Annotated in this window: 15 protein-coding genes and 1 pseudogene; 11 read left to right on the top strand and 5 right to left on the bottom strand. The window is 65.1% G+C overall.

All coding sequences use genetic code 11. From position 1 onward, the window contains the following. Positions 1 to 31 precede the first annotated feature (31 nt). A complete protein-coding gene (locus IAE33_RS18735; protein ID WP_201164608.1) occupies positions 32 to 958 on the bottom strand; it encodes a FecR domain-containing protein in 927 nt (308 codons plus the stop codon). Beyond that, complete coding sequence (locus IAE33_RS18730) at positions 955 to 1,455, bottom strand: sigma-70 family RNA polymerase sigma factor (RefSeq protein ID WP_028633288.1); 501 nt, start codon at positions 1,453 to 1,455, stop codon at positions 955 to 957. The genes IAE33_RS18735 and IAE33_RS18730 overlap by 4 nt, the downstream gene beginning before the upstream one ends. Positions 1,456 to 1,629: 174 nt before the next feature. Here IAE33_RS18730 and IAE33_RS18725 point away from each other — a divergent pair, with 174 nt between their 5' ends. From IAE33_RS18725 to IAE33_RS18700, 6 genes are all read left to right on the top strand, one after another. After that, positions 1,630 to 1,935, top strand: a complete 306-nt coding sequence (locus tag IAE33_RS18725) for a DUF3649 domain-containing protein (RefSeq protein ID WP_201164607.1) — start codon at positions 1,630 to 1,632, stop codon at positions 1,933 to 1,935. After that, positions 1,932 to 3,509, top strand: a complete 1,578-nt coding sequence (locus tag IAE33_RS18720) for a PepSY-associated TM helix domain-containing protein (RefSeq protein ID WP_201164606.1) — start codon at positions 1,932 to 1,934, stop codon at positions 3,507 to 3,509. Before IAE33_RS18725 ends, IAE33_RS18720 begins: the two co-directional genes overlap by 4 nt. Continuing rightward, positions 3,509 to 3,835 (top strand): DUF3325 domain-containing protein, encoded by a 327-nt coding sequence (locus tag IAE33_RS18715; protein WP_201164605.1) that lies wholly within the window; start codon positions 3,509 to 3,511, stop codon positions 3,833 to 3,835. The genes IAE33_RS18720 and IAE33_RS18715 overlap by 1 nt, the downstream gene beginning before the upstream one ends. A gap of 79 nt (positions 3,836 to 3,914) precedes the next feature. Next, positions 3,915 to 4,415: an RNA polymerase sigma factor gene (locus IAE33_RS18710; RefSeq protein ID WP_236404157.1), complete on the top strand. Its 501-nt coding sequence runs from the start codon at positions 3,915 to 3,917 to the stop codon at positions 4,413 to 4,415. After that, on the top strand, positions 4,412 to 5,398 hold the full coding sequence (locus IAE33_RS18705; RefSeq protein ID WP_201164604.1) for a FecR family protein: 987 nt from the start codon (positions 4,412 to 4,414) through the stop codon (positions 5,396 to 5,398). Before IAE33_RS18710 ends, IAE33_RS18705 begins: the two co-directional genes overlap by 4 nt. A gap of 114 nt (positions 5,399 to 5,512) precedes the next feature. Next, positions 5,513 to 7,903 carry a TonB-dependent siderophore receptor gene (locus tag IAE33_RS18700; protein ID WP_201164603.1) on the top strand — a complete coding sequence of 797 codons (2,391 nt, stop codon included), beginning with the start codon at positions 5,513 to 5,515 and terminating at the stop codon, positions 7,901 to 7,903. A 21-nt stretch (positions 7,904 to 7,924) separates the two neighbouring features. Here IAE33_RS18700 and IAE33_RS18695 read toward each other — a convergent pair whose 3' ends face one another. Then, complete coding sequence (locus IAE33_RS18695; RefSeq protein ID WP_201164602.1) at positions 7,925 to 8,800, bottom strand: helix-turn-helix domain-containing protein; 876 nt, start codon at positions 8,798 to 8,800, stop codon at positions 7,925 to 7,927. A gap of 353 nt (positions 8,801 to 9,153) precedes the next feature. Here IAE33_RS18695 and IAE33_RS18690 point away from each other — a divergent pair. Next, positions 9,154 to 10,055 (top strand): annotated as a pseudogene (locus tag IAE33_RS18690) (DMT family transporter). Between the two features lie 9 nt (positions 10,056 to 10,064). Here the strand turns inward: IAE33_RS18690 and IAE33_RS18685 are convergent. Both IAE33_RS18685 and IAE33_RS18680 read right to left on the bottom strand, forming a co-directional pair. Beyond that, on the bottom strand, positions 10,065 to 11,039 hold the full coding sequence (locus IAE33_RS18685) for a 2-hydroxyacid dehydrogenase (protein WP_201164601.1): 975 nt from the start codon (positions 11,037 to 11,039) through the stop codon (positions 10,065 to 10,067). A gap of 140 nt (positions 11,040 to 11,179) precedes the next feature. Next, entirely contained in the window at positions 11,180 to 12,127 is a 948-nt protein-coding gene (locus IAE33_RS18680) for a LysR family transcriptional regulator (protein ID WP_060483060.1), read from the bottom strand. A gap of 190 nt (positions 12,128 to 12,317) precedes the next feature. Between IAE33_RS18680 and IAE33_RS18675 the strand changes: the two genes are divergently transcribed. From IAE33_RS18675 to IAE33_RS18660, 4 genes are read left to right on the top strand one after another with little or no spacing between them, the layout of a single operon-like run. Further along, the gene (locus IAE33_RS18675) at positions 12,318 to 13,847 is read left to right on the top strand and encodes an efflux transporter outer membrane subunit (protein ID WP_201164600.1); all 1,530 of its coding nucleotides are present in this window, start codon (positions 12,318 to 12,320) and stop codon (positions 13,845 to 13,847) included. Further along, positions 13,844 to 16,021 carry an FUSC family protein gene (locus IAE33_RS18670; protein ID WP_201164599.1) on the top strand — a complete coding sequence of 726 codons (2,178 nt, stop codon included), beginning with the start codon at positions 13,844 to 13,846 and terminating at the stop codon, positions 16,019 to 16,021. The genes IAE33_RS18675 and IAE33_RS18670 overlap by 4 nt, the downstream gene beginning before the upstream one ends. Next, positions 16,011 to 16,211, top strand: a complete 201-nt coding sequence (locus IAE33_RS18665) for a DUF1656 domain-containing protein (protein ID WP_028633275.1) — start codon at positions 16,011 to 16,013, stop codon at positions 16,209 to 16,211. The genes IAE33_RS18670 and IAE33_RS18665 overlap by 11 nt, the downstream gene beginning before the upstream one ends. Before the next feature lie 10 nt (positions 16,212 to 16,221). Continuing rightward, on the top strand, positions 16,222 to 17,076 hold the full coding sequence (locus tag IAE33_RS18660) for an efflux RND transporter periplasmic adaptor subunit (protein ID WP_201164598.1): 855 nt from the start codon (positions 16,222 to 16,224) through the stop codon (positions 17,074 to 17,076). Positions 17,077 to 17,366 lie beyond the last annotated feature (290 nt).

The raw sequence follows: 17,366 nt of genomic DNA, 5'->3' as shown, positions 1-17,366 counted from the left end.
CTGCTGTGCAGCCAACAGGGCACGACCGGCTTCAGCCGAGGGCAGGCTCCACTTTGACCCAGTAGCGGGTAAACCGGCGCACCCGCACAGGCAGCGCCACCTCGAGCATGTCGAGGATGCGCTCGCTGTCATTCAACGGGTAACTGCCCGACAGGCGCAGGTCTGCAACCCGGTCACTACAGCCCAGTTGGCCATGGCGATAGCGCCCCAGCTCAGCAAGGAAGTCTGCCAGGCGCATCTGCGAGGCAACCAGCATGCCTTCCACCCATGCCCCGACATTGCGGTCGAGCACGGCCTGCCCGTGCCAGGCGCCACTGAAGCGCGCCTGTTGCCCGGCCACCAGCCGCTGGCCGTCGGCATCCGCCACGCCATCGAACACGGCCACCTGGCTGTAGCCTTTGAACTGGCGCACGTTGTAGCGCCCGCTGTCCAGGCGAAGGTCGCCTTCAGCGGTACGCAACAGCAATGGCCGCGCCTGCCTGGCCACCTGCAACGCCAGCTCGCCCTCCAGCAGCCGCACCCGTCGCTGCTGCAGGTCGATCTGCACATCGGCAGCGCTGCCGGTATTGAGCTGCAAAACACTGCCATCGGCCAGCGGCAGGCGCCGGCGTTGGCCCACCGGGCTGCGGTAGTCCGCCATCAGGCCCGGCAACGGGTTGTGCTGCTGCAGGCCCAGGCCAGTAGCGCTGGCCAGCGCCGCCAGCAGCAGGGCTTTCATGGCTCGGCGCCTGGCGGGCGAAGGCGGCGCCTGCAGGGTGGCGTGCAGCACCGGGGCCGCAACGCTACGCATGCGCTGGTTGACCCGCTGGATATGTGCCCAGGCCCGCTGATGTTCCACGTCTGCCAGCAACCAGCACTCCAGTGCCCGCTGCTGCGAGTGGTCGAACGCGTCGCCCTGGGATTCCACCAACCAGTGCACGGCCTGTTCGGCTACCTGCCGTGAGAATGTCGGGTTCACAGGGCAAAGTAGCAGCGCATCGCCGCTTTGCTCAGGTAGCGTTTGACCGTGGCCAGGGAAATGCCCAGTTTGCGGGCGATCTCGCCCTGGCCCAGGCCATCGACCTGCGCCAGCAGGAATGCCTGCCGCACCAGCGGCGCCAGGCCGTCCAGCAGGCGGTCGAGCTCAAGCAGGGTGTCGAAAATGATCGCCTTGTGCTCTTCGCTCGGCGCTACCGCTTCAGGCACCTGCGCCAGTGCCTGCAGGTAAGCACGTTCGAGTTCCTGGCGGCGGTAGTGGTTGCACAGTACCCGCTTGGCCACGGTAGTGAGGAATGCCCGTGGCTCGGCCAGTTGCGGTGCTTCACGCGCCTGCAGCAGCCGCACATAGGTGTCCTGCGCCAGGTCGGCGGCGCTGTGCGGGCAGCCCAGGCGGCGGCGCAACCAGGCGGTGAGCCAGCTGTGGTGGGCGTTGTACAGGCCTTCGACGGTGGATGTGAGCGCGCTTGGCACCGGCATACCTCGGCGCCGATGGCGCAACTGGTAGTAATAATTGTTCGCATTATATTTGTGCCGCGGCAGCGGTGCAATCCGTTGCCGTGCACAGCGGCCGGCGAGGGCCGACAAACGAGCTTTGCTTATGAGAATTCAAATCATTATTATTGCTCACCCGCTAACACCCGGACCCTCGCCATGACCCGCAAAACCGCCGGCATCACGCTCAGCTACCGCCTGGCCGTGGCTTCCCGCAGCCTGGCTGCGCTGCTCGGGGGTTATGCGTTGGCATCCGTGGCCAGCGTTTGTATCGCCTTGCTGGCACCCCTCGCCGCGGTCGATGCCACGCTGGTCGGGCTGATGCTGTCGTTTGTGTTCTACGTGCTGGCCTTCATCTGGTGCTTCGCCTGCCGCACGGCGTCGCAAGCCTGGTTGGGGGTGCTGGCGCCGGGTGTATTGATGGGTGTGCTGAGCGCCATTGCCTACGGGATGAAAACCCCATGAAAGAAGGTTTCCGCCAGGCCATGGCATGGTTGCACACCTGGACAGGCCTGCTGTTCGGCTGGCTGCTGTTTGCCATCTTCCTCACCGGCACCCTCACGTATTTCAAAGACGAAATCACACACTGGACCCAGCCAGAAATCCGCAGCCATGCCGTGGAACCCGCCCGGGCCCTGGACATGGCCCAGCGTTACCTGCAGGCAAATGCCGCACAGTCGAGCACCTGGTTCATCCGCATGCCCAGCGACCGCGAAGCGGCCCTGAGTGTGGGCTACCGCGACCCCAACGGCGGGCGGCGCGGCTTCGTCAGCAAGACCCTCGATACCCAGACGGGCCAGCCCGTCGAGGCACGCGACAGCCGGGGTGGCGAGTTCTTCTACCGCTTCCATTTCCAGTTGCAGATGCCGCACCCGTTTGGCCGCTGGCTGTCGACCTTCTGCGCCCTGATCATGCTGTTGGGCCTGGTCACCGGCATCATTACCCACAAGAAGATCTTCAAGGAGTTCTTCACCTTCCGCCCAGGCAAAGGCCAGCGCTCGTGGTTGGACGGGCATAACGCCATTGGCGTGCTGGTGCTGCCGTTCCACCTGATGATCAGCTACAGCAGCCTGGTGCTGTTCATGTACCTGGTGATGCCAGCGGGCATCACGGCCCACTACGGCAACGACACCGAAAAGTACTTCAATGACCTGTTCGGTGGCGATGAAACGCCGGCCGCCGCCCAGGTAGCCGCGCCGCTCACCCCGCTGCCTGCCCTGTACGTCCAGGTGCAGGCGCTGCAGCCGGGCACACGGGTGGGCAACATTCGCGTGGAAAACCCGGGCGACCGTAATGCCCGGGTCACCTTATCCCAATCGGCAGCTGACCATGTCGCCTACCGGCGCAGCGCCAACTGGACCTTCGACGGTGCCAGTGGCGCACTGCTGGGCCAGGGCAAGCCTGAGAGCGGGGCGATGATGACTGCGTTCAGCTTTGCCGGGCTGCACATGGGCAACTTCGCCGGCCCGTGGCTGCGCTGGCTGTACTTCTTCTTCGGCCTGGCCGGCACGGCAGTGATCGGCACCGGCTTGGTGATGTGGCTGGGCAAGCGCCAGCTCAAGCACGCCAAAAGCCCGCACTTACCCATGGAATTACGGCTGGTGGAGGTGCTCAACATCGCCAGCATGAGTGGCCTGCTGCTGGCTGTGGCCAGTTTCTTCTGGGCCAACCGCTTGCTGCCAGCCACGCTCGAGGGCCGGGGGGATTGGGAGGTCAACGTGTTCTTCATCAGCTGGGGCCTGTCGCTGGTGCATGCCGTGCTGCGCAGCGGCCGACGCGCCTGGGCCGAGCAACTGGCGCTGGGGGCATTGGCCTTCGCTTTGCTGCCCCTGCTCAACGCCCTTACCACCGACCGTGGGCTGGGGAACTCGCTGCAGACCGGTGACTGGACCATGGCCGGGTTTGACCTCACGGCACTGGCCAGCGGTGTGTTCCTGGCCTGGCTGGCCAGCAAGATGCTGCGCACCCCCAAGGTGGCCGCCAAGCGTACCCCGCGTGCTGCGCGCAATGCGGCCACCGAACCTGCGGAGGCAAGCTGATGCTGGGCAATGCACTGATCGCTTTCGCCGGCTTCGCAGCCCTGTGCCTGGCCATGGAAAAACACTTCAGCGACCTGCTGGGGCGCAAGCCGCGCCCCGGGCAACTGAAGGCCCTGCAGGTGGCGGGCTGGTTGCTGCTGGTGGTGTCGCTGGTGCTCAGCGTGCACCTGCGTGGCTGGGCCTACGGCTTGGTGGAGTGGGCGGCGGTGATCATGGCGGGCGTGACCTTGTGGGTGTTTGTCTTGCCGTATCAGCCCCGCCTGCTGCTGAAGCTGGCCGCTGTCAGTGTGCTGATGGGGCCGTTATTGGCCCTGTTCGCCGTTTGATGCCGTGGCCCAGCCTGAAGATGAGGTACAACCCGTTGCCGACACCCTCGGCAGCCGGGTGCGCTTCACCCAGGTTTTTATGGCCCAGCGGGCACGCATGGAAGCCTTGGTCAGCCGCCGGGTGGGCTGCCGGGCCACGGCGTCAGACCTGGTCCAGGAGTTGTTCCTGCGCTTCTGGGGGCGGCCCGAAGTCAAGGTAGAGGCGCTCGATACCTACCTGCTGCGCTGCGCCGGCAACCTGGCCATCGACCACCTGCGCAGTGAAGGCAGCCGCGAGCGTGCAGCGGAAGGCGCGTTGCCTGCCGATGAGCACAGCCCAGGCCAAACCCCCGAACAGGCCCTGGAAGTGGCCCACGACCTGCAACGCATCGAGGCCGCCCTGCGGGCGCTGCCCGAACGCACCCGGCAGATCTTCCTCCTCAACCGCGTGCATGGTTGCAAGTACGGCGAGATCGCCAGCGCTATGCAACTGTCCCAGAGCGCCGTGGAAAAGCATATGATGCGCGCCCTGCAAGCGTGCAAGGCCAGTGTTGCCGAGCCCGCGTCCACTCCACGCCGGCCAGGGAGCGCCCACCGATGAGCCGTCTACCGCCGATCACCGACGCGCAGTTTCAGGCCGCCTCGCAGTGGCTGGGCCGCATCAACGAGCAGCCGGCGCAGGCCCAAAGCGCCGCGTTCAGGCGCTGGCTGCTGGCAGACCCCCAGCACCCTGCGGCCTATGCCCAGGCCCAGTCGGCCTGGCACAACAGTGGGCCTGTTGCCGCCGCCCTGGCCGCTGAAGACCAGCACGCCCTGCAAGGCTACCTCGACGCCATGGCCCGGCCTGTGTCGCGGCGGCCCTGGGGGCGTCGGGTGGCCGGGCTGGCGGCTGCGGCGTGCCTGGTGCTGGCGTTAGGCATGGCCGGGGGCTGGCAGCCGGGCTACTGGATTCAGGATTTACAGGCCGACTACAGCAGCGCCGGGCAGGTGCGGCACGTCACCTTGCCCGACCAGTCCCAGGTGACCCTGGATGCCCACAGTGCGATCGCTGTGCAGTTTGCCCAGGGTCACCGCCGGGTGCGGTTGCTGCATGGCGCTGCGTTCTTCCAGGTGACGCACACCGGCGAGCCGTTTTTGGTCGACGCCGCAGGGGGGCAGGTGCGCGTGCTGGGTACCCAGTTCGAGGTGCGCGACCAGGGTGCGGGGGCGCAGGTGACGGTACGCAGTGGTCGGGTGGCGGTAAGCCCGGCCCAAGGCGCCGCGGGCCGTGAGCTCACGGCCAACCAGCAGGTGATGTACGCCTCTGGCCAGGTCGGCAATACCGTCATGGTCAACAGCGACAACCGCCTGGCTTGGCGCGAGGGCTGGCTGAACTACTCCCAGGCGCCGCTGGCGCAGGTGCTGGACGACCTGAGGCGCTATTACCCCGGGCGAATCCTGCTGCTCGACGATGCCCTGGGGCAACGGCTGGTCAGTGGCAGCTTCCCGGTTGCCGAGCCGATGCTGGCGCTGGACTCCCTCGGCAAGGTGGTGGGCTTCGAGCGGCACACGGTGCTCGGGCGCCTGACCCTGATCCGCCCGTAGCCGGCTGCGCAAAAAAAACTGTTGTGTGGGGGTGAGGTAATCGCTCGCCGCATCCGTGTAATGAGTGGAAGTGCGATTCATTCGCAGTGATTACCCTCTCACAGGTCAGCGTTCATGAAGTTCACCTCGCGTTGCGTTCCCCTCTGGCTTGGCCTTGCCGTGCTGCCGCCGCTCACTGTCGCCCCCGTGGCCAGCGCCGCCGAGCAGTCGCAGGCCTATACCTTTGCCCAACCAGCGCAGCCGCTGGCCCAGGCCCTCAACGCGTTCAGCCGCACCACCGGCCAAAGCGTGCTCTACACCCTGGCGTTGCCGGCGGTACAGGCACCGGCCTTGCAAGGCCGATTCAGTGCCGAGCAGGCGCTGCAGCAGTTGCTCGGCAGCGCCGGCCTGGCATGGCGCCGCGTGGACGCACGCACGCTCACCGTGGAAGCGGCGGACACCTCCGGTGCCCTCAGCCTGCAGGCCACCACCGTCACTTCGCAACTGGACAGCACCAGCTACCAGCCACCGGCCACCGCATCGATCATGCGCGGGCAGGGGCCCAACCAGGACATCCCCCAGGCCATCAACGTGGTGCCGGCGCAGGTCATCCGCGACCAGGCGCCGCGCAACCTGGACGATGCCCTGGCCAATGTCAGCGGCATCACCCAGGGCAACAACTTCGGCGGCACGGCAGACACCGTGATGAAGCGCGGCTTTGGCGACAACCGCGACGGCTCGATCATGCGCGACGGCATGCCGGTGGTGCAGGGCCGCGCCCTCAATGCCAGCACCGAGCGGGTGGAAGTGCTCAAAGGCCCGGCCTCGCTGCTGTATGGCATCCAGGACCCGGGTGGGGTGATCAACGTGGTCAGCAAACGGCCGCAACTGGAGCAGTACAACGCCCTGACCGTGCGCGGTTCCAGCTATGGCAGCGGCAAAAATGGCAGTGGCGGTGGCTTCGACAGCACCGGTGCACTGGGTGACAGCAACTTCGCCTACCGCCTGATCGCCGATCATGAAGACGAAGACTACTGGCGCAACTACGGCGTGCACCGGGAAACCTTGATAGCGCCTTCGCTGGCCTGGTTGGGCGAGGACACCCAGGTAGTGCTGGCCTACGAACACCGGGAGTTTCTCTCGCCGTTCGACCGCGGCACGGCCTTCGGCAATGATGGGCACCCGCTGAACATCCCGGCCACACGGCGCCTGGATGAGCCATTCAATGACATGCAGGGGCGCTCGGACCTGTACCGGCTGGAGGTGGACCACCAGCTCGCCGACGACTGGAAGCTGCACCTGGGCTACAGCTTCAACCGCGAAACCTACGACGCCAGCCAGGTGCGCGTCACCGGCATCAACACGCGCAATGGCACGCTCACCCGCAGCATCGACGGTACCCAGGGCGCCATGAGCCGCGACCAGTTCGTGACCCTGAGCCTGGCCGGCAATGTGCAACTGGCCGGCATGCAGCATGACCTGCTGTTCGGCGTGGACCACGAAGACCGCAAGATCTACCGCGCCGACCTGATCCGCCAGACCCCCAAGTCGGTGTTCAGCTACCTGAACCCGGTCTATGGGCGTGAAGTGGAGGGCACCACTGTGCGCGCCAGCGACAGCGACCAGACCGACAAGCTGCGCACCGACGCGGTATTCCTGCAGGACGCGCTGCACCTGGACGACCACTGGATCCTGGTGGCGGGTGGGCGCTTCCAGCAGTACGACCAGTACGCCGGTCGCGGCCGCCCGTTCAAGGCCAACACCGATATCAGCGGCCAGACCTGGGTGCCCCACGCCGGTATCGTCTACAAGGTGGACGAACAGCTGTCGTTCTATGGCAGCTACAGCGAGTCGTTCAAGCCCAATTCCACCATCGCGCCGCTGGCCGGCAATGTGGTGCTGGACTCAGCAATCGCGCCGGAAGAGGGTAAGTCCTGGGAGCTGGGCGCCAAGCTCGATGTGCCTGGCCGCATCACCGGCACCCTGGCGCTGTTCGATATCACCAAGCGCAACGTGCTGGTGTCCAACTTCGACTCCACCACCCGCGAGACGGTGTACAGCAATGCCGGCGAAGTCAGTTCGCGTGGCGTCGAGCTCGACCTCACCGGCCAGTTGAGCGAGCGGTGGAGCCTGATCGGCAGCTACGCCTTCACCGACGCCAAGGTGACAAAAGACCCGGCCCTGGAAGGTAACCGCTTGCAGAACGTGGCCCGGCATGGGGCTTCGCTGTCGGCGGTGTACGACTTCGGCAACCTGTTCGGTGGCGACAACCTGCGGGTGGGCGCGGGGGCGCGGTATGTTGGCGAGCGCCCGGGCAACGCCACCAACACCTTCGACCTGCCTTCCTACACCGTGGCCGATGCCTTTGCCAGCTACGAAACCAAACTGGACGAGCACAAGGTGCGCCTGCAACTGAACGTGAAGAACCTGTTCGACAAGGTGTACTACAGCTCGGCGGTCAATCAGTACTTCTTCGCCTTGGGCGATGCCCGGCAGGTCAGCCTGTCCAGCACGCTGGAGTTCTAAGGCGCGCTGGCCCGCCTCGGTTCAGCGGCTGAACGCCCGCCGGTATTCGCCAGGTGTCGCCCCCAGCGCCTGGCGAAAGCGGTTGGTGAAGTGGCTGGCGCTGGCAAAGCCGCAGGCCATGGCCACGTCGCCCAGTGGCGTGTCGCCCAGGCGCAGCAGCTGGCAAGCCCGTTGCAGCCGGCGGGCCAGCAGGTACTGGTGCGGGGGGAGCCCGAAACTGGTGCGGAACATGCGCGCGAAATGGTATTCGGACAGGTTGCAGCGCACGGCCAGCTCGCCCAGGGTGAGGGGCTGGGCCAGGTGCGCCTCGATGTAGTCGATCAGCTGGCGCCGCAGGTTCGGCGCCAGCCCCCCTTTAAGCCGCAACCCATCACGCACCCCCACCTGGCTGAGCAGGGCGTGGTCCACCACTTCGTGTGCAAGGCTGCTGGCCAGCAGGCGTTCTGCAGGTTCGTCCCAACCCAGCTGTATGAGCTGGCGAAACCGCCGGGCCTGCTGCGGGTCGTCCGTGAAGGTGGCCTCCTGCAACTGCAGCTCACGCGGTTCACGGTCGAGCAGGCGCACGCAGCCCAGGGCGTACTGCGCCTCGCTCACATACAGGTGGGCGACACGAATGGTGCCATTGATCACCCAGTTTGACTCATGCCCGGCCGGGAGTATGCACAGCTTGTCCGGTGCGCCTTTGTCTGCCGGGCGCTGGCGGCGGAAGGTGCCGATGCCATCGTCGATGTAGCACGACAAGGTGTGATGGCTGGGCGCCTGGTAGTCGCGAGCGTCGTCGCGGTTGTGCCACAGCGCAGCCGCCAAGCCGTCACCCAGGTGCGCGCTGAGTTCCAGCCGGGCATTGGGCGAGGCATGCATGGCATTGAACACGTGCAGCTGGTCGAGTGGGGTCATGGGCAATTCCTCTTGCCAGCCATCCTACTGAGCCTGGGGCAGGCTTACAGCTACCTGCGCAACAAATGCGCAAGTTTATGCAAGCCGCAATGGGCTATCCGGATGAAACTCGCATCTGGGAGATAACCCTGCTCTCGCCTTCTGTGGGAGCGGGTTTACCCGCGAAGCGGGCAGCGCAGTGTATGGCACCGGCTTTGCCGGTGTTCGCGGCTGAAGCCGCTCCCACAGTGATTGCGTCAACTTTGAGATTTGGTGGAACACAGTTGCCCCACAGTGATTGCGGCCACTTTGAGATTTCGTGCAAGGCAGCGCAATGCGGTCCCCGAATTGATCCCCACCGCCTGAGGCCCCTGATGAACCTGTCACTCTACCTGCTCACCGTCCTGATCTGGGGCACCACCTGGATCGCGCTCAAACTTCAACTGGGCGTGGTCGCCATCCCGGTATCCATCGTCTACCGCTTTGCCCTCGCCGGGCTGATCCTGTTCGCCGTGCTGTTGCTCACCCGCAAGCTGCAAGCCATGAACCGCCGTGGTCACTGGCTGTGCCTGGCCCAGGGTGTGTGCCTGTTCTGCGTCAACTTCATCTGTTTTCTCAGCGCCAGCCAATGGATCGCCAGCGGCCTCATCGCGGTGGTGTTTTCCACTGCCACGCTGTGGAACGCGCTCAACGCCCGCTTGTTCTTCGGCCAGAAGATCGCTGCCAATGTGCTCGGCGGTGGGGCGTTGGGGCTAGCCGGCCTGGGGCTGTTGTTCTGGCCGGAGCTCTCGCACCATGCCGCCAGCCGTGAAACCTTGTACGGCATGGCCCTGGCGCTGCTGGGCACCCTGTGCTTCTCGGCAGGCAACCTGTTGTCGAGCATGCAGCAGAAGGCCGGGCTCAAGCCGATGACCACCAATGCCTGGGGCATGATGTACGGGGCCGGGATGCTGGCGGTGTTCTGCGTGCTGGCCGGCGTGCCGTTCACCCTGGACTGGAGCACGCGGTACATCGGTTCGTTGCTGTACCTGGTGGTGCCGGGTTCGGTGATCGCCTTTACGGCCTACCTCACGCTGGTCGGGCCATGGGGCCGGAGCGTGCGGCCTATTGCACGGTGCTGTTCCCCTTGGTGGCGCTGAACGTGTCTGCAGCGGTGGAGGGGTATCAGTGGACGCCGCCCGCGCTGCTGGGCCTGGTGGCGGTGATGGCAGGCAATGTGCTGGTGTTTCGCAAGCCCAGGGCCAGGGTGGCCCCGGGCGTGCCGAGGTCGGTATAGAACGGCCGTTCAGCTTTTCCACACCTGCGGGTTCACCAGGTCCTGGGGGCGCTCGCCCAGCAGGGCTGCCCGCAGGTTGTCGATGGCGCGGTTGGCCATGGCTTCGCGGGTTTCTGCCGTGGCGGAGCCAATGTGCGGCAAGGTCAGGGCATTGGGCAGTTTGAACAGCGGCGAGTCGGCCAGCGGCTCTTTCTCGTACACATCCAGCCCGGCGCCGCGAATGGTGCCGTTTTGCAGTGCATTGATCAGTGCCGCCTCGTCCACCACCGGCCCGCGGGCGATGTTGATCAGGAACGCGCTGGGCTTCATCAGCTGCAGTTCCCGTGCGCCGATCAGCTTGCGGGTGGCATCGGACAACGGCACCACGATGCAGACAAAATCGGCTTGGGCCAGCAACTGGTCCAGGCTGCGGAACTGCGCGCCCAGTTCCTGTTCCAGTGCGCTCTTGCGGCTGTTGCCTGCGTAGATTACCTGCATGTTGAAACCGAATCGGCCGCGGCGGGCAATGGCGGCACCGATGTTGCCCAGGCCGACGATACCCAGGGTCTTGCCGTGCACGTCGCTGCCGAACTGCGCCGGCCCCACGGTCGCCTGCCAGTTGCCGGCCTTGGTCCAGGCGTCCAGTTCAGCGGTGCGCCGGGCACAGCCCATGACCAGCGAAAACCCCAGGTCGGCGGTGCTCTCGGTCAATACATCCGGGGTGTTGGTCAGAGCAATGCCGCGCTCGTTTAAATAGTCCAGATCGTAGTTGTCGTAGCCCACCGACACACTGGACACCACCTCCAGCTTGCCTGCGCCCTCCAGCTGCGCCCGCCCCAGCTTGCGGCCCACACCGATCAGGCCATGGGCTTCAGGCAGCGCTTCGTTGAACTGGGCACTGATGTCGCCGAGCTTGGGGTTGGGCACGATCACGTTGAAGTCATGCTGCAGGCGCTCGGCCATTGCTGGCGTGATGCGGCTGAAGGCCAGGACAGTCTTTTTCATCGAAACACCCTTCGGACGGAAAGCTACAAGCTACAAGCTGCAAGCTGCAAGCTGCAAGCTGCAAGCTGCAAGCTGAAAGCTGCAAGTTGGAAGCGGCAAGATGAAGCGTGATTGGGTTGGAGAGGGCCGCCAGGCGGCCTTTAGTTGGCGATCATGACCTGGTGGGTTTTCAGGTCGGCCTCGTGGGCAGCAAGGATTTCGGGTAGGGAGTTGCGCAGGTATTCCACCCAGGTCTTGATCTTGGCGTCCAGGTATTGGCGAGAGGGGTAGATGGCGTACAGGTTCAGTTCCTGCAGGCGGTACTCCGGCAGGATGCGCACCAGGCTGCCGTTGCGCAGGCCTTCGATGGCCGAGTAGATCGGCAGCACCCCCACGCCCATGCCGCTGCGGATGGCCGTGCGCATGGCGTCGGCGGTGTTGACCATGAACGGCGAACTGGTGACGTTGACCATCTCCTGGCCCTCCGGGCCGTCGAACAGCCATTTCTCCAGCGGGATTACCGGGCTGACCATGCGCAGGCAGGCGTGCCTGAGCAGGTCCGCGGGCTTTTGCGGCACGCCGTGGCGGGCGATGTACCCGGGTGAGGCGCACACGATGCTGTAGGTGATGCCCAGCCGTTGCGACACGAAGCCAGAGTCCGGCAACTCCGTGGCCAGCACGATGGACACGTCGTAGCCCTCGTCGAGCAGGTCGGGTACCCGGTTGGCCATGGTCAGGTCGAAGGTGACGTCCGGGTGCGACTCGCGATAGCGCGCGATGGCGTCTACCACGAAGTGCTGGCCCACCCCGGTCATCGAATGCACTTTCAGTTGCCCGGCCGGGCGGGCGTGGGCGTCACTGGCCTCGGCCTCGGCCTCTTCCACGTAGGCCAGAATCTGTTCGCAGCGCATCAGGTAGCGCTTGCCGGCTTCGGTCAGCGCAATGCGGCGGGTGGTGCGGTTGAGCAGCCGGGTTTGCAGGTGGGCCTCCAGGTTGGAAACCGCCCGCGACACGTTCGCGGTGGTGGTATCCAACTGGCCCGCTGCGGCAGTGAAACTGCCAAGCTGGGCAACGCAACTGAACGCACGCATGTTTTGCAGGGTGTCCATGGGTCACTCTCGATGTAGAGGACAAAATTGTGTCACGAAGTCATGCGCAAGAGATGAAAATTGCCTACGACCAAAGGCGGATTATCGCTGTTTTGGTAACAAAGATTCGCAGGAAACAGCGCTTATCGCCAGTGCGGCGGCCCCCTAGAATTGCGCGGCCCCTCCACCTTTTCCTCGGGATACCGCAGCTGTGCCGCGTCGCCTCAACAGAACGCTCCATGCGTTCAGTGCCTGTGCCCTTGCCCTCTGTTTGAGTGGCTGTATCGGAACCTGGGGCATCGCCCCGCAAACCAAGACGCTGCAAGCCAACACCCTCAGCACGGATGAGGCCATACAGCAAGCCGCCAGCGACGCCCACTGGCCCGACCAGCAATGGTGGCATGCCTATGCTGACCCGCAACTGGACCACTGGATCGCCCTGGCCCTGGCCGGCAGCCCAAGCCTGGCCATGGCGGCGGCGCGAGTGCGCCAGGCCCGGGCCATGGCCGGCATCGCCGAGTCGGCAGAGCAACTGCAAGGCAATGGCCAGGCTGCACTCAAGCGCCACAACTGGCCCGAAGATCAATTCTACGGGCCTGGCGCATTGTCGGGTGCCAACACCTGGGACAACCAGGCGGCCCTTGGCCTGAGCTATGCCCTGGACCTGTGGGGGCGGGAGCGCAACACCAGCGAGCAGGCGGTGGACCAGGTGCACGTGAGCGTGGCCGAGGCCCGCCAGGCGCAGCTGGAACTGCAGCACAATGTGGTGCGCGCCTACATCCAGTTGAGCCTGCACTTTGCCCAGCGTGACATCGTCAAGGCCGAGCTTGCCCAGCAACAGCAGATTCTGGCCCTGGCCCAACGCCGCCTGGATGCCGGTATCGGCACCCACTTCGAGGTCAGCCAGGCCGAAGCGCCGTTGCCGGAAATCCATCGCCAGCTCGACAGCCTCGACGAAGCCATTGCCCTGGCACGCAACCAGCTGGCTGCCCTGGCGGGCAAGGGGCCGGGGGAGGGCGCCCAGTTGCAGCGCCCCAGCCTGGCACTGGCTGCACCCTTGAAGCTGCCCTCGACGCTGCCCGCCGAACTGGTCGGCCAGCGGCCTGATGTGGTTGCCAGCCGCTGGCAGGTGGCTGCGCAGGCGCGCGGCATCGATGTGGCCCACGCCGGCTTCTTCCCCAACGTCGACCTGGTAGGCAGCCTGGGCTTTATGGCCACCGGTGGTGGCGCGCTGGCGTTTCTCACCGGGCGCAAGTTCAACTACACCGTTGGCCCCGCCGTCACTTTGCCGGTGTTCGACGGTGGCCGCTTGCGCGCGCAACTGGGTGCCGCTTCGGCGGGCTACGACATGGCTGTGGCGCGCTATAACCAGAACGTGGTGGATGCGCTCAAGGGTGTCTCCGACCAGCTGATCCGCCGCGAGTCGATGGAGGCGCAGGCGCACTTCGCGGCCGAGTCGGTGGCGGCTGCGCAGAAAACCTACGACATCGCCACGGTAGCGTTCAAACGCGGCCTCACCGACTACCTGAACGTACTCAACGCGCAGACGTTGCTGTTCCGCCAGCAGCAGGTGCAGCAGCAGGTGCAGGCCGCGCGCCTGGTTGCCCATGCCGACCTGGTTACCGCCCTGGGCGGTGGCCTGCAGGCCGGTAGGGATGTGCCCGACGAACAGCGCCAGGCGGCGCCAAAAACCCCCGCCACCCTGGCGATCCTCAACCCCAGAAGGGGCCGCGCAGAATGAGCGCTGCCAGCTTGCCCCTGCGCTGGCTGCAACGCCTGGAGTGGCGACGAGGCTTTTTTGCCTGGGTGCGCACGGACGGCGTCACCTGGGTGTACATCTTCAAGGTGCTGGCGGCGGCCTTCATCACCCTGTGGCTGGCCATGCGCCTGGAACTGCCGCAGCCGCGCACGGCCATGATCACCGTGTTCATCGTCATGCAGCCGCAAAGCGGGCATGTGTTCGCCAAGAGCTTCTATCGGGTGCTGGGCACCCTGGCAGGTTCTGCCATGATGGTGACGCTGATGGCCATCTTCCCGCAGAACACCGAGCTGTTCCTGCCCAGCCTGGCGCTGTGGGTGGGCCTGTGTTCAGCAGGGGCCATGCGCTACCGCACTTTCCAGGCTTACGGGTTCGTGCTGGCCGGCTACACCGCCGCCATGATCGGCCTGCCAGTGCTGCAGCACCCGGACCAAGCCTTCATGGCGGCCATGTGGCGGGTGCTGGAAATTGCCCTGGGCATCCTGGTGTCCACATTCGTGAGTGCTGCGGTGCTGCCACAGTCCGCCAGCGCCGCCATGCGCAACGCCCTCTACCAGCGTTTTGGCGTGTTCGCCGCTGTAGTGGTCGAGGCGTTGCGGGGCGACAGCCAGCGCGATCGTTTTGAAAGCAGCAACGTGCGTTTCGTTGCCGAGGCGGTAGGCCTGGAGAGCCTGCGTAACGTCACCGCCTTCGAGGACCCCCACATGCGGCGGCGCAGTGGCCGCCTGGTGCGCATGAACAGCGAGTTCATGGCCATCACCACGCGCTTCAACGCCCTGCATCGCCTGATCGAACGCCTGCGTGCTCGGGGGCCGTCGCAAATTGTCGGCGCCATCGAGCCCGGCCTGCAGACCTTGGTCGAGTTGCTGCAGCCCTATGTGAACCGCGCCCTGACCGACGCCGATGCGCTGCGCCTGACCCTGGAGCTGGGGGCCTACCGGGAGGGCCTGCAGGCCCAGGTACGCAGCCTGCGCGCCGAGTACCTGGCCACCGAACCCGGTGAAGCGGACCTGCTGGATTTCCACACCGCGTTCGAGTTGCTGTACCGCTTCGTCGACGAGATGTACAGCTACGCCGAAACCCATGCGTCGCTGGCCGTGCACAAGCACGAGCGCGAGCAGTGGGACGAGCCTTACGTGGCGCAGACCAGTTGGCTGGTGTCGCTGGCCGCCGGGCTGCGGGCATCGGCGGTGCTGTTGCTGCTGGGCAGCTACTGGTTGCTGAGCGACTGGCCCAGCGGGGCCATGATGACCTTGATCGCCACGGTCACGGTGGGCCTTTCTGCGGCATCGCCCAACCCCAAGCGGTTGTCCTTCCAGATGGCCTGCGGCACGGCCATCGGCGCGGTGGTGGGCTTCTTCGAAACCTTTTTCGTGTTCCCCTGGATCGACGGCTTCCCGTTGCTGTGCATGGTATTGGCGCCGGTGTTCGTGCTGGGGGCGTTTCTGTCGTCGCGCCCGGCCTACGCTGGCTACGGTATCGGCCTGCTGGTGTTCTTCGCCATCGGTTCGGTGCCCAACAACCTGACGGTGTATGACCCGTACAGCTTCATCAACGACTACATCGCCATGGTTATCGGCATGTTCGTGTGCGCCGCCGCCGGGGCGATCATCCTGCCGCCCAACAGCCGCTGGCTGTGGAGCCGCCTGGAGCAGGCACTGCGCGAGCAGGTGCTGTTCGCCATCAGCGGCCGGCTGCGCGGCATCGGCACGGCCTTCGAAAGCCGCACCCGCGACCTGTTGCACCAGGCCTACGGCCTTGCTGCCGGCAAGCCGCAGGTGCAGAGCCAGTTGATGGGCTGGATGTTCACCGTGCTGGAAATCGGCCATGCGGTCATCGAGCTGCGCAAGGAGCAGGACCGCGCGCCGGTGCACCCGGCCTATGCCGAATCGCAGCCGTGGCGCCAGGCGATCCGGGTGATGGGGCGGGCGCTGGCAAGGCTGTTCCTGCAGCCCAATGCCAGCAACCATGAGCGGGCCCTGGTGGCGGTCGACCATGCCATTTCGCGGGTGCAGGCCACCGATGAGCCCTTCGCCCGGCACTTCGACACCTCGGTGCTGCGCCGTGCGCAAAGCTACCTGCACTTCATTCGCTCGTCTCTGCTCGACCCCCTGTCACCGCTGGCCCCGGACAAAGGTGTGCACCATGCCCCGTGAAATTGCCTTCCATGGCGTCTATATGCCCACCCTGACACTGATGTTCCTGTTTGCGCTGGGCTTGGCCTGGGGCCTGGACCGGTTCATCGCCAGCCACGATGGCTACCGTTTCTTCTGGCACCCGGCGCTGTTGCGCCTGAGCCTGTTCGTCTGCCTGTTCGGCGCCTTGGCGCTGTCGCTCTATTGGTGAGAAACCTTCAATGAAAAAGTTCTTCAGCCTGGTCGCCACTCTGTTGGTGCTGACTGCTGCGGTGGTGATCGGTCGCCAGCTGTGGCTGCACTACATGACCACGCCCTGGACCCGGGATGGCCGTGTGCGTGCCGACATCATCAACGTCGCTGCCGATGTGCCGGGGTATGTGGTGGACGTGCCGGTCAAGGATAACCAGCGGGTGAAGAAGGGCGATGTGCTGATCCAGATCGACCCGGCGCATTACCAGGTGGCGGTCGACCAGGCCAAGGCGCTGGTGGCCTCGCGCAAAGCGACGTGGGAGATGCGCAGGGTCAACGCCAGGCGCCGTGCGGACATGGACAACCTGGTCATCTCCAAGGAAAGCCGCGACGATGCGAGCAACATCGCCAGTTCGGCGCTGGCTGATTACCAGCATGCCCAGGCGCAGTTGGCGTCAGCGGAGCTGAACCTCAAGCGTACGCAGATCGTGGCGACGGTGGATGGCTACGTGACCAACCTGAATGTGCACAGGGGGGATTATGCGCGTACGGGGGAGGCGGTGATGGCGGTGGTGGATGAGCACTCGTTCTGGGTGTATGGGTTTTTCGAGGAAACCAAGTTGCCGCATGTGAAAGTGGGGGACCCGACGGAGTTGCAGATGATGAGTGGGGCGCGGTTGGAGGGGCATGTGGAGAGTATTGCCCGGGGTATCTATGATCGGGACAACCCGCAGAGCCGTGAGTTGGTGGCTGATGTGAACCCGACGTTCAACTGGGTGCGGTTGGCGCAGCGGGTGCCGGTGCGGATTCATATTGATAGTGTGCCGGAGGGGTTTTTGTTGGCGGCGGGGACTACGTGTACGGTGGTGGTGACGCCGCTGTAGTGTTGTTGATCGCCATCTCTGGGTGGGTTTTGATAGTGCGTATAGTCCATTTGCGATGGGGACGCTTATTCACCTTTTTGCCCTTACGGCGGGAAGGTGGTTAAGCGCCACTTGCGTAAAAGAATGTCTGCTCGGTGTGTCCGGCCACGCTCTTTAAGTTTGAAGTTTGAAGTTTGAAGTTGTTTGCTGTTCGTGGGTTTTCATGGCAAGCATAGTCCATATGCGATGGTGACGCTTATTCACCTTTTCGCCCTTACGGCGAGTCACTTTTTGTCAAACGCGACAAAAAG

Source organism: Pseudomonas sp. S60, assembly GCF_016647865.1.
Lineage (GTDB): Bacteria > Pseudomonadota > Gammaproteobacteria > Pseudomonadales > Pseudomonadaceae > Aquipseudomonas > Aquipseudomonas parafulva.
The sequence above is the reverse complement of the archived record's forward strand: the minus strand, read 5'-3'. Positions and strand labels throughout refer to the sequence as shown.

Bases quoted from the DNA above. Each gene is read 5' to 3' on its own strand.
- IAE33_RS18670 (WP_201164599.1), top strand. From the start codon at position 13,844: ATGAGCGCTGCCAGCTTGCCCCTGCGCTGGCTGCAACGCCTGGAGTGG.
- IAE33_RS18710 (WP_236404157.1), top strand. From the start codon at position 3,915: ATGGCCCAGCGGGCACGCATGGAAGCCTTGGTCAGCCGCCGGGTGGGC.
- IAE33_RS18725 (WP_201164607.1), top strand. From the start codon at position 1,630: ATGACCCGCAAAACCGCCGGCATCACGCTCAGCTACCGCCTGGCCGTG.
- IAE33_RS18730 (WP_028633288.1), bottom strand. From the start codon at position 1,455: ATGCCGGTGCCAAGCGCGCTCACATCCACCGTCGAAGGCCTGTACAAC.
- IAE33_RS18660 (WP_201164598.1), top strand. From the start codon at position 16,222: ATGAAAAAGTTCTTCAGCCTGGTCGCCACTCTGTTGGTGCTGACTGCT.
- IAE33_RS18695 (WP_201164602.1), bottom strand. From the start codon at position 8,800: ATGACCCCACTCGACCAGCTGCACGTGTTCAATGCCATGCATGCCTCG.
- IAE33_RS18705 (WP_201164604.1), top strand. From the start codon at position 4,412: ATGAGCCGTCTACCGCCGATCACCGACGCGCAGTTTCAGGCCGCCTCG.
- IAE33_RS18715 (WP_201164605.1), top strand. From the start codon at position 3,509: ATGCTGGGCAATGCACTGATCGCTTTCGCCGGCTTCGCAGCCCTGTGC.
- IAE33_RS18700 (WP_201164603.1), top strand. From the start codon at position 5,513: ATGAAGTTCACCTCGCGTTGCGTTCCCCTCTGGCTTGGCCTTGCCGTG.
- IAE33_RS18680 (WP_060483060.1), bottom strand. From the start codon at position 12,127: ATGGACACCCTGCAAAACATGCGTGCGTTCAGTTGCGTTGCCCAGCTT.
- IAE33_RS18665 (WP_028633275.1), top strand. From the start codon at position 16,011: ATGCCCCGTGAAATTGCCTTCCATGGCGTCTATATGCCCACCCTGACA.
- IAE33_RS18685 (WP_201164601.1), bottom strand. From the start codon at position 11,039: ATGAAAAAGACTGTCCTGGCCTTCAGCCGCATCACGCCAGCAATGGCC.
- IAE33_RS18720 (WP_201164606.1), top strand. From the start codon at position 1,932: ATGAAAGAAGGTTTCCGCCAGGCCATGGCATGGTTGCACACCTGGACA.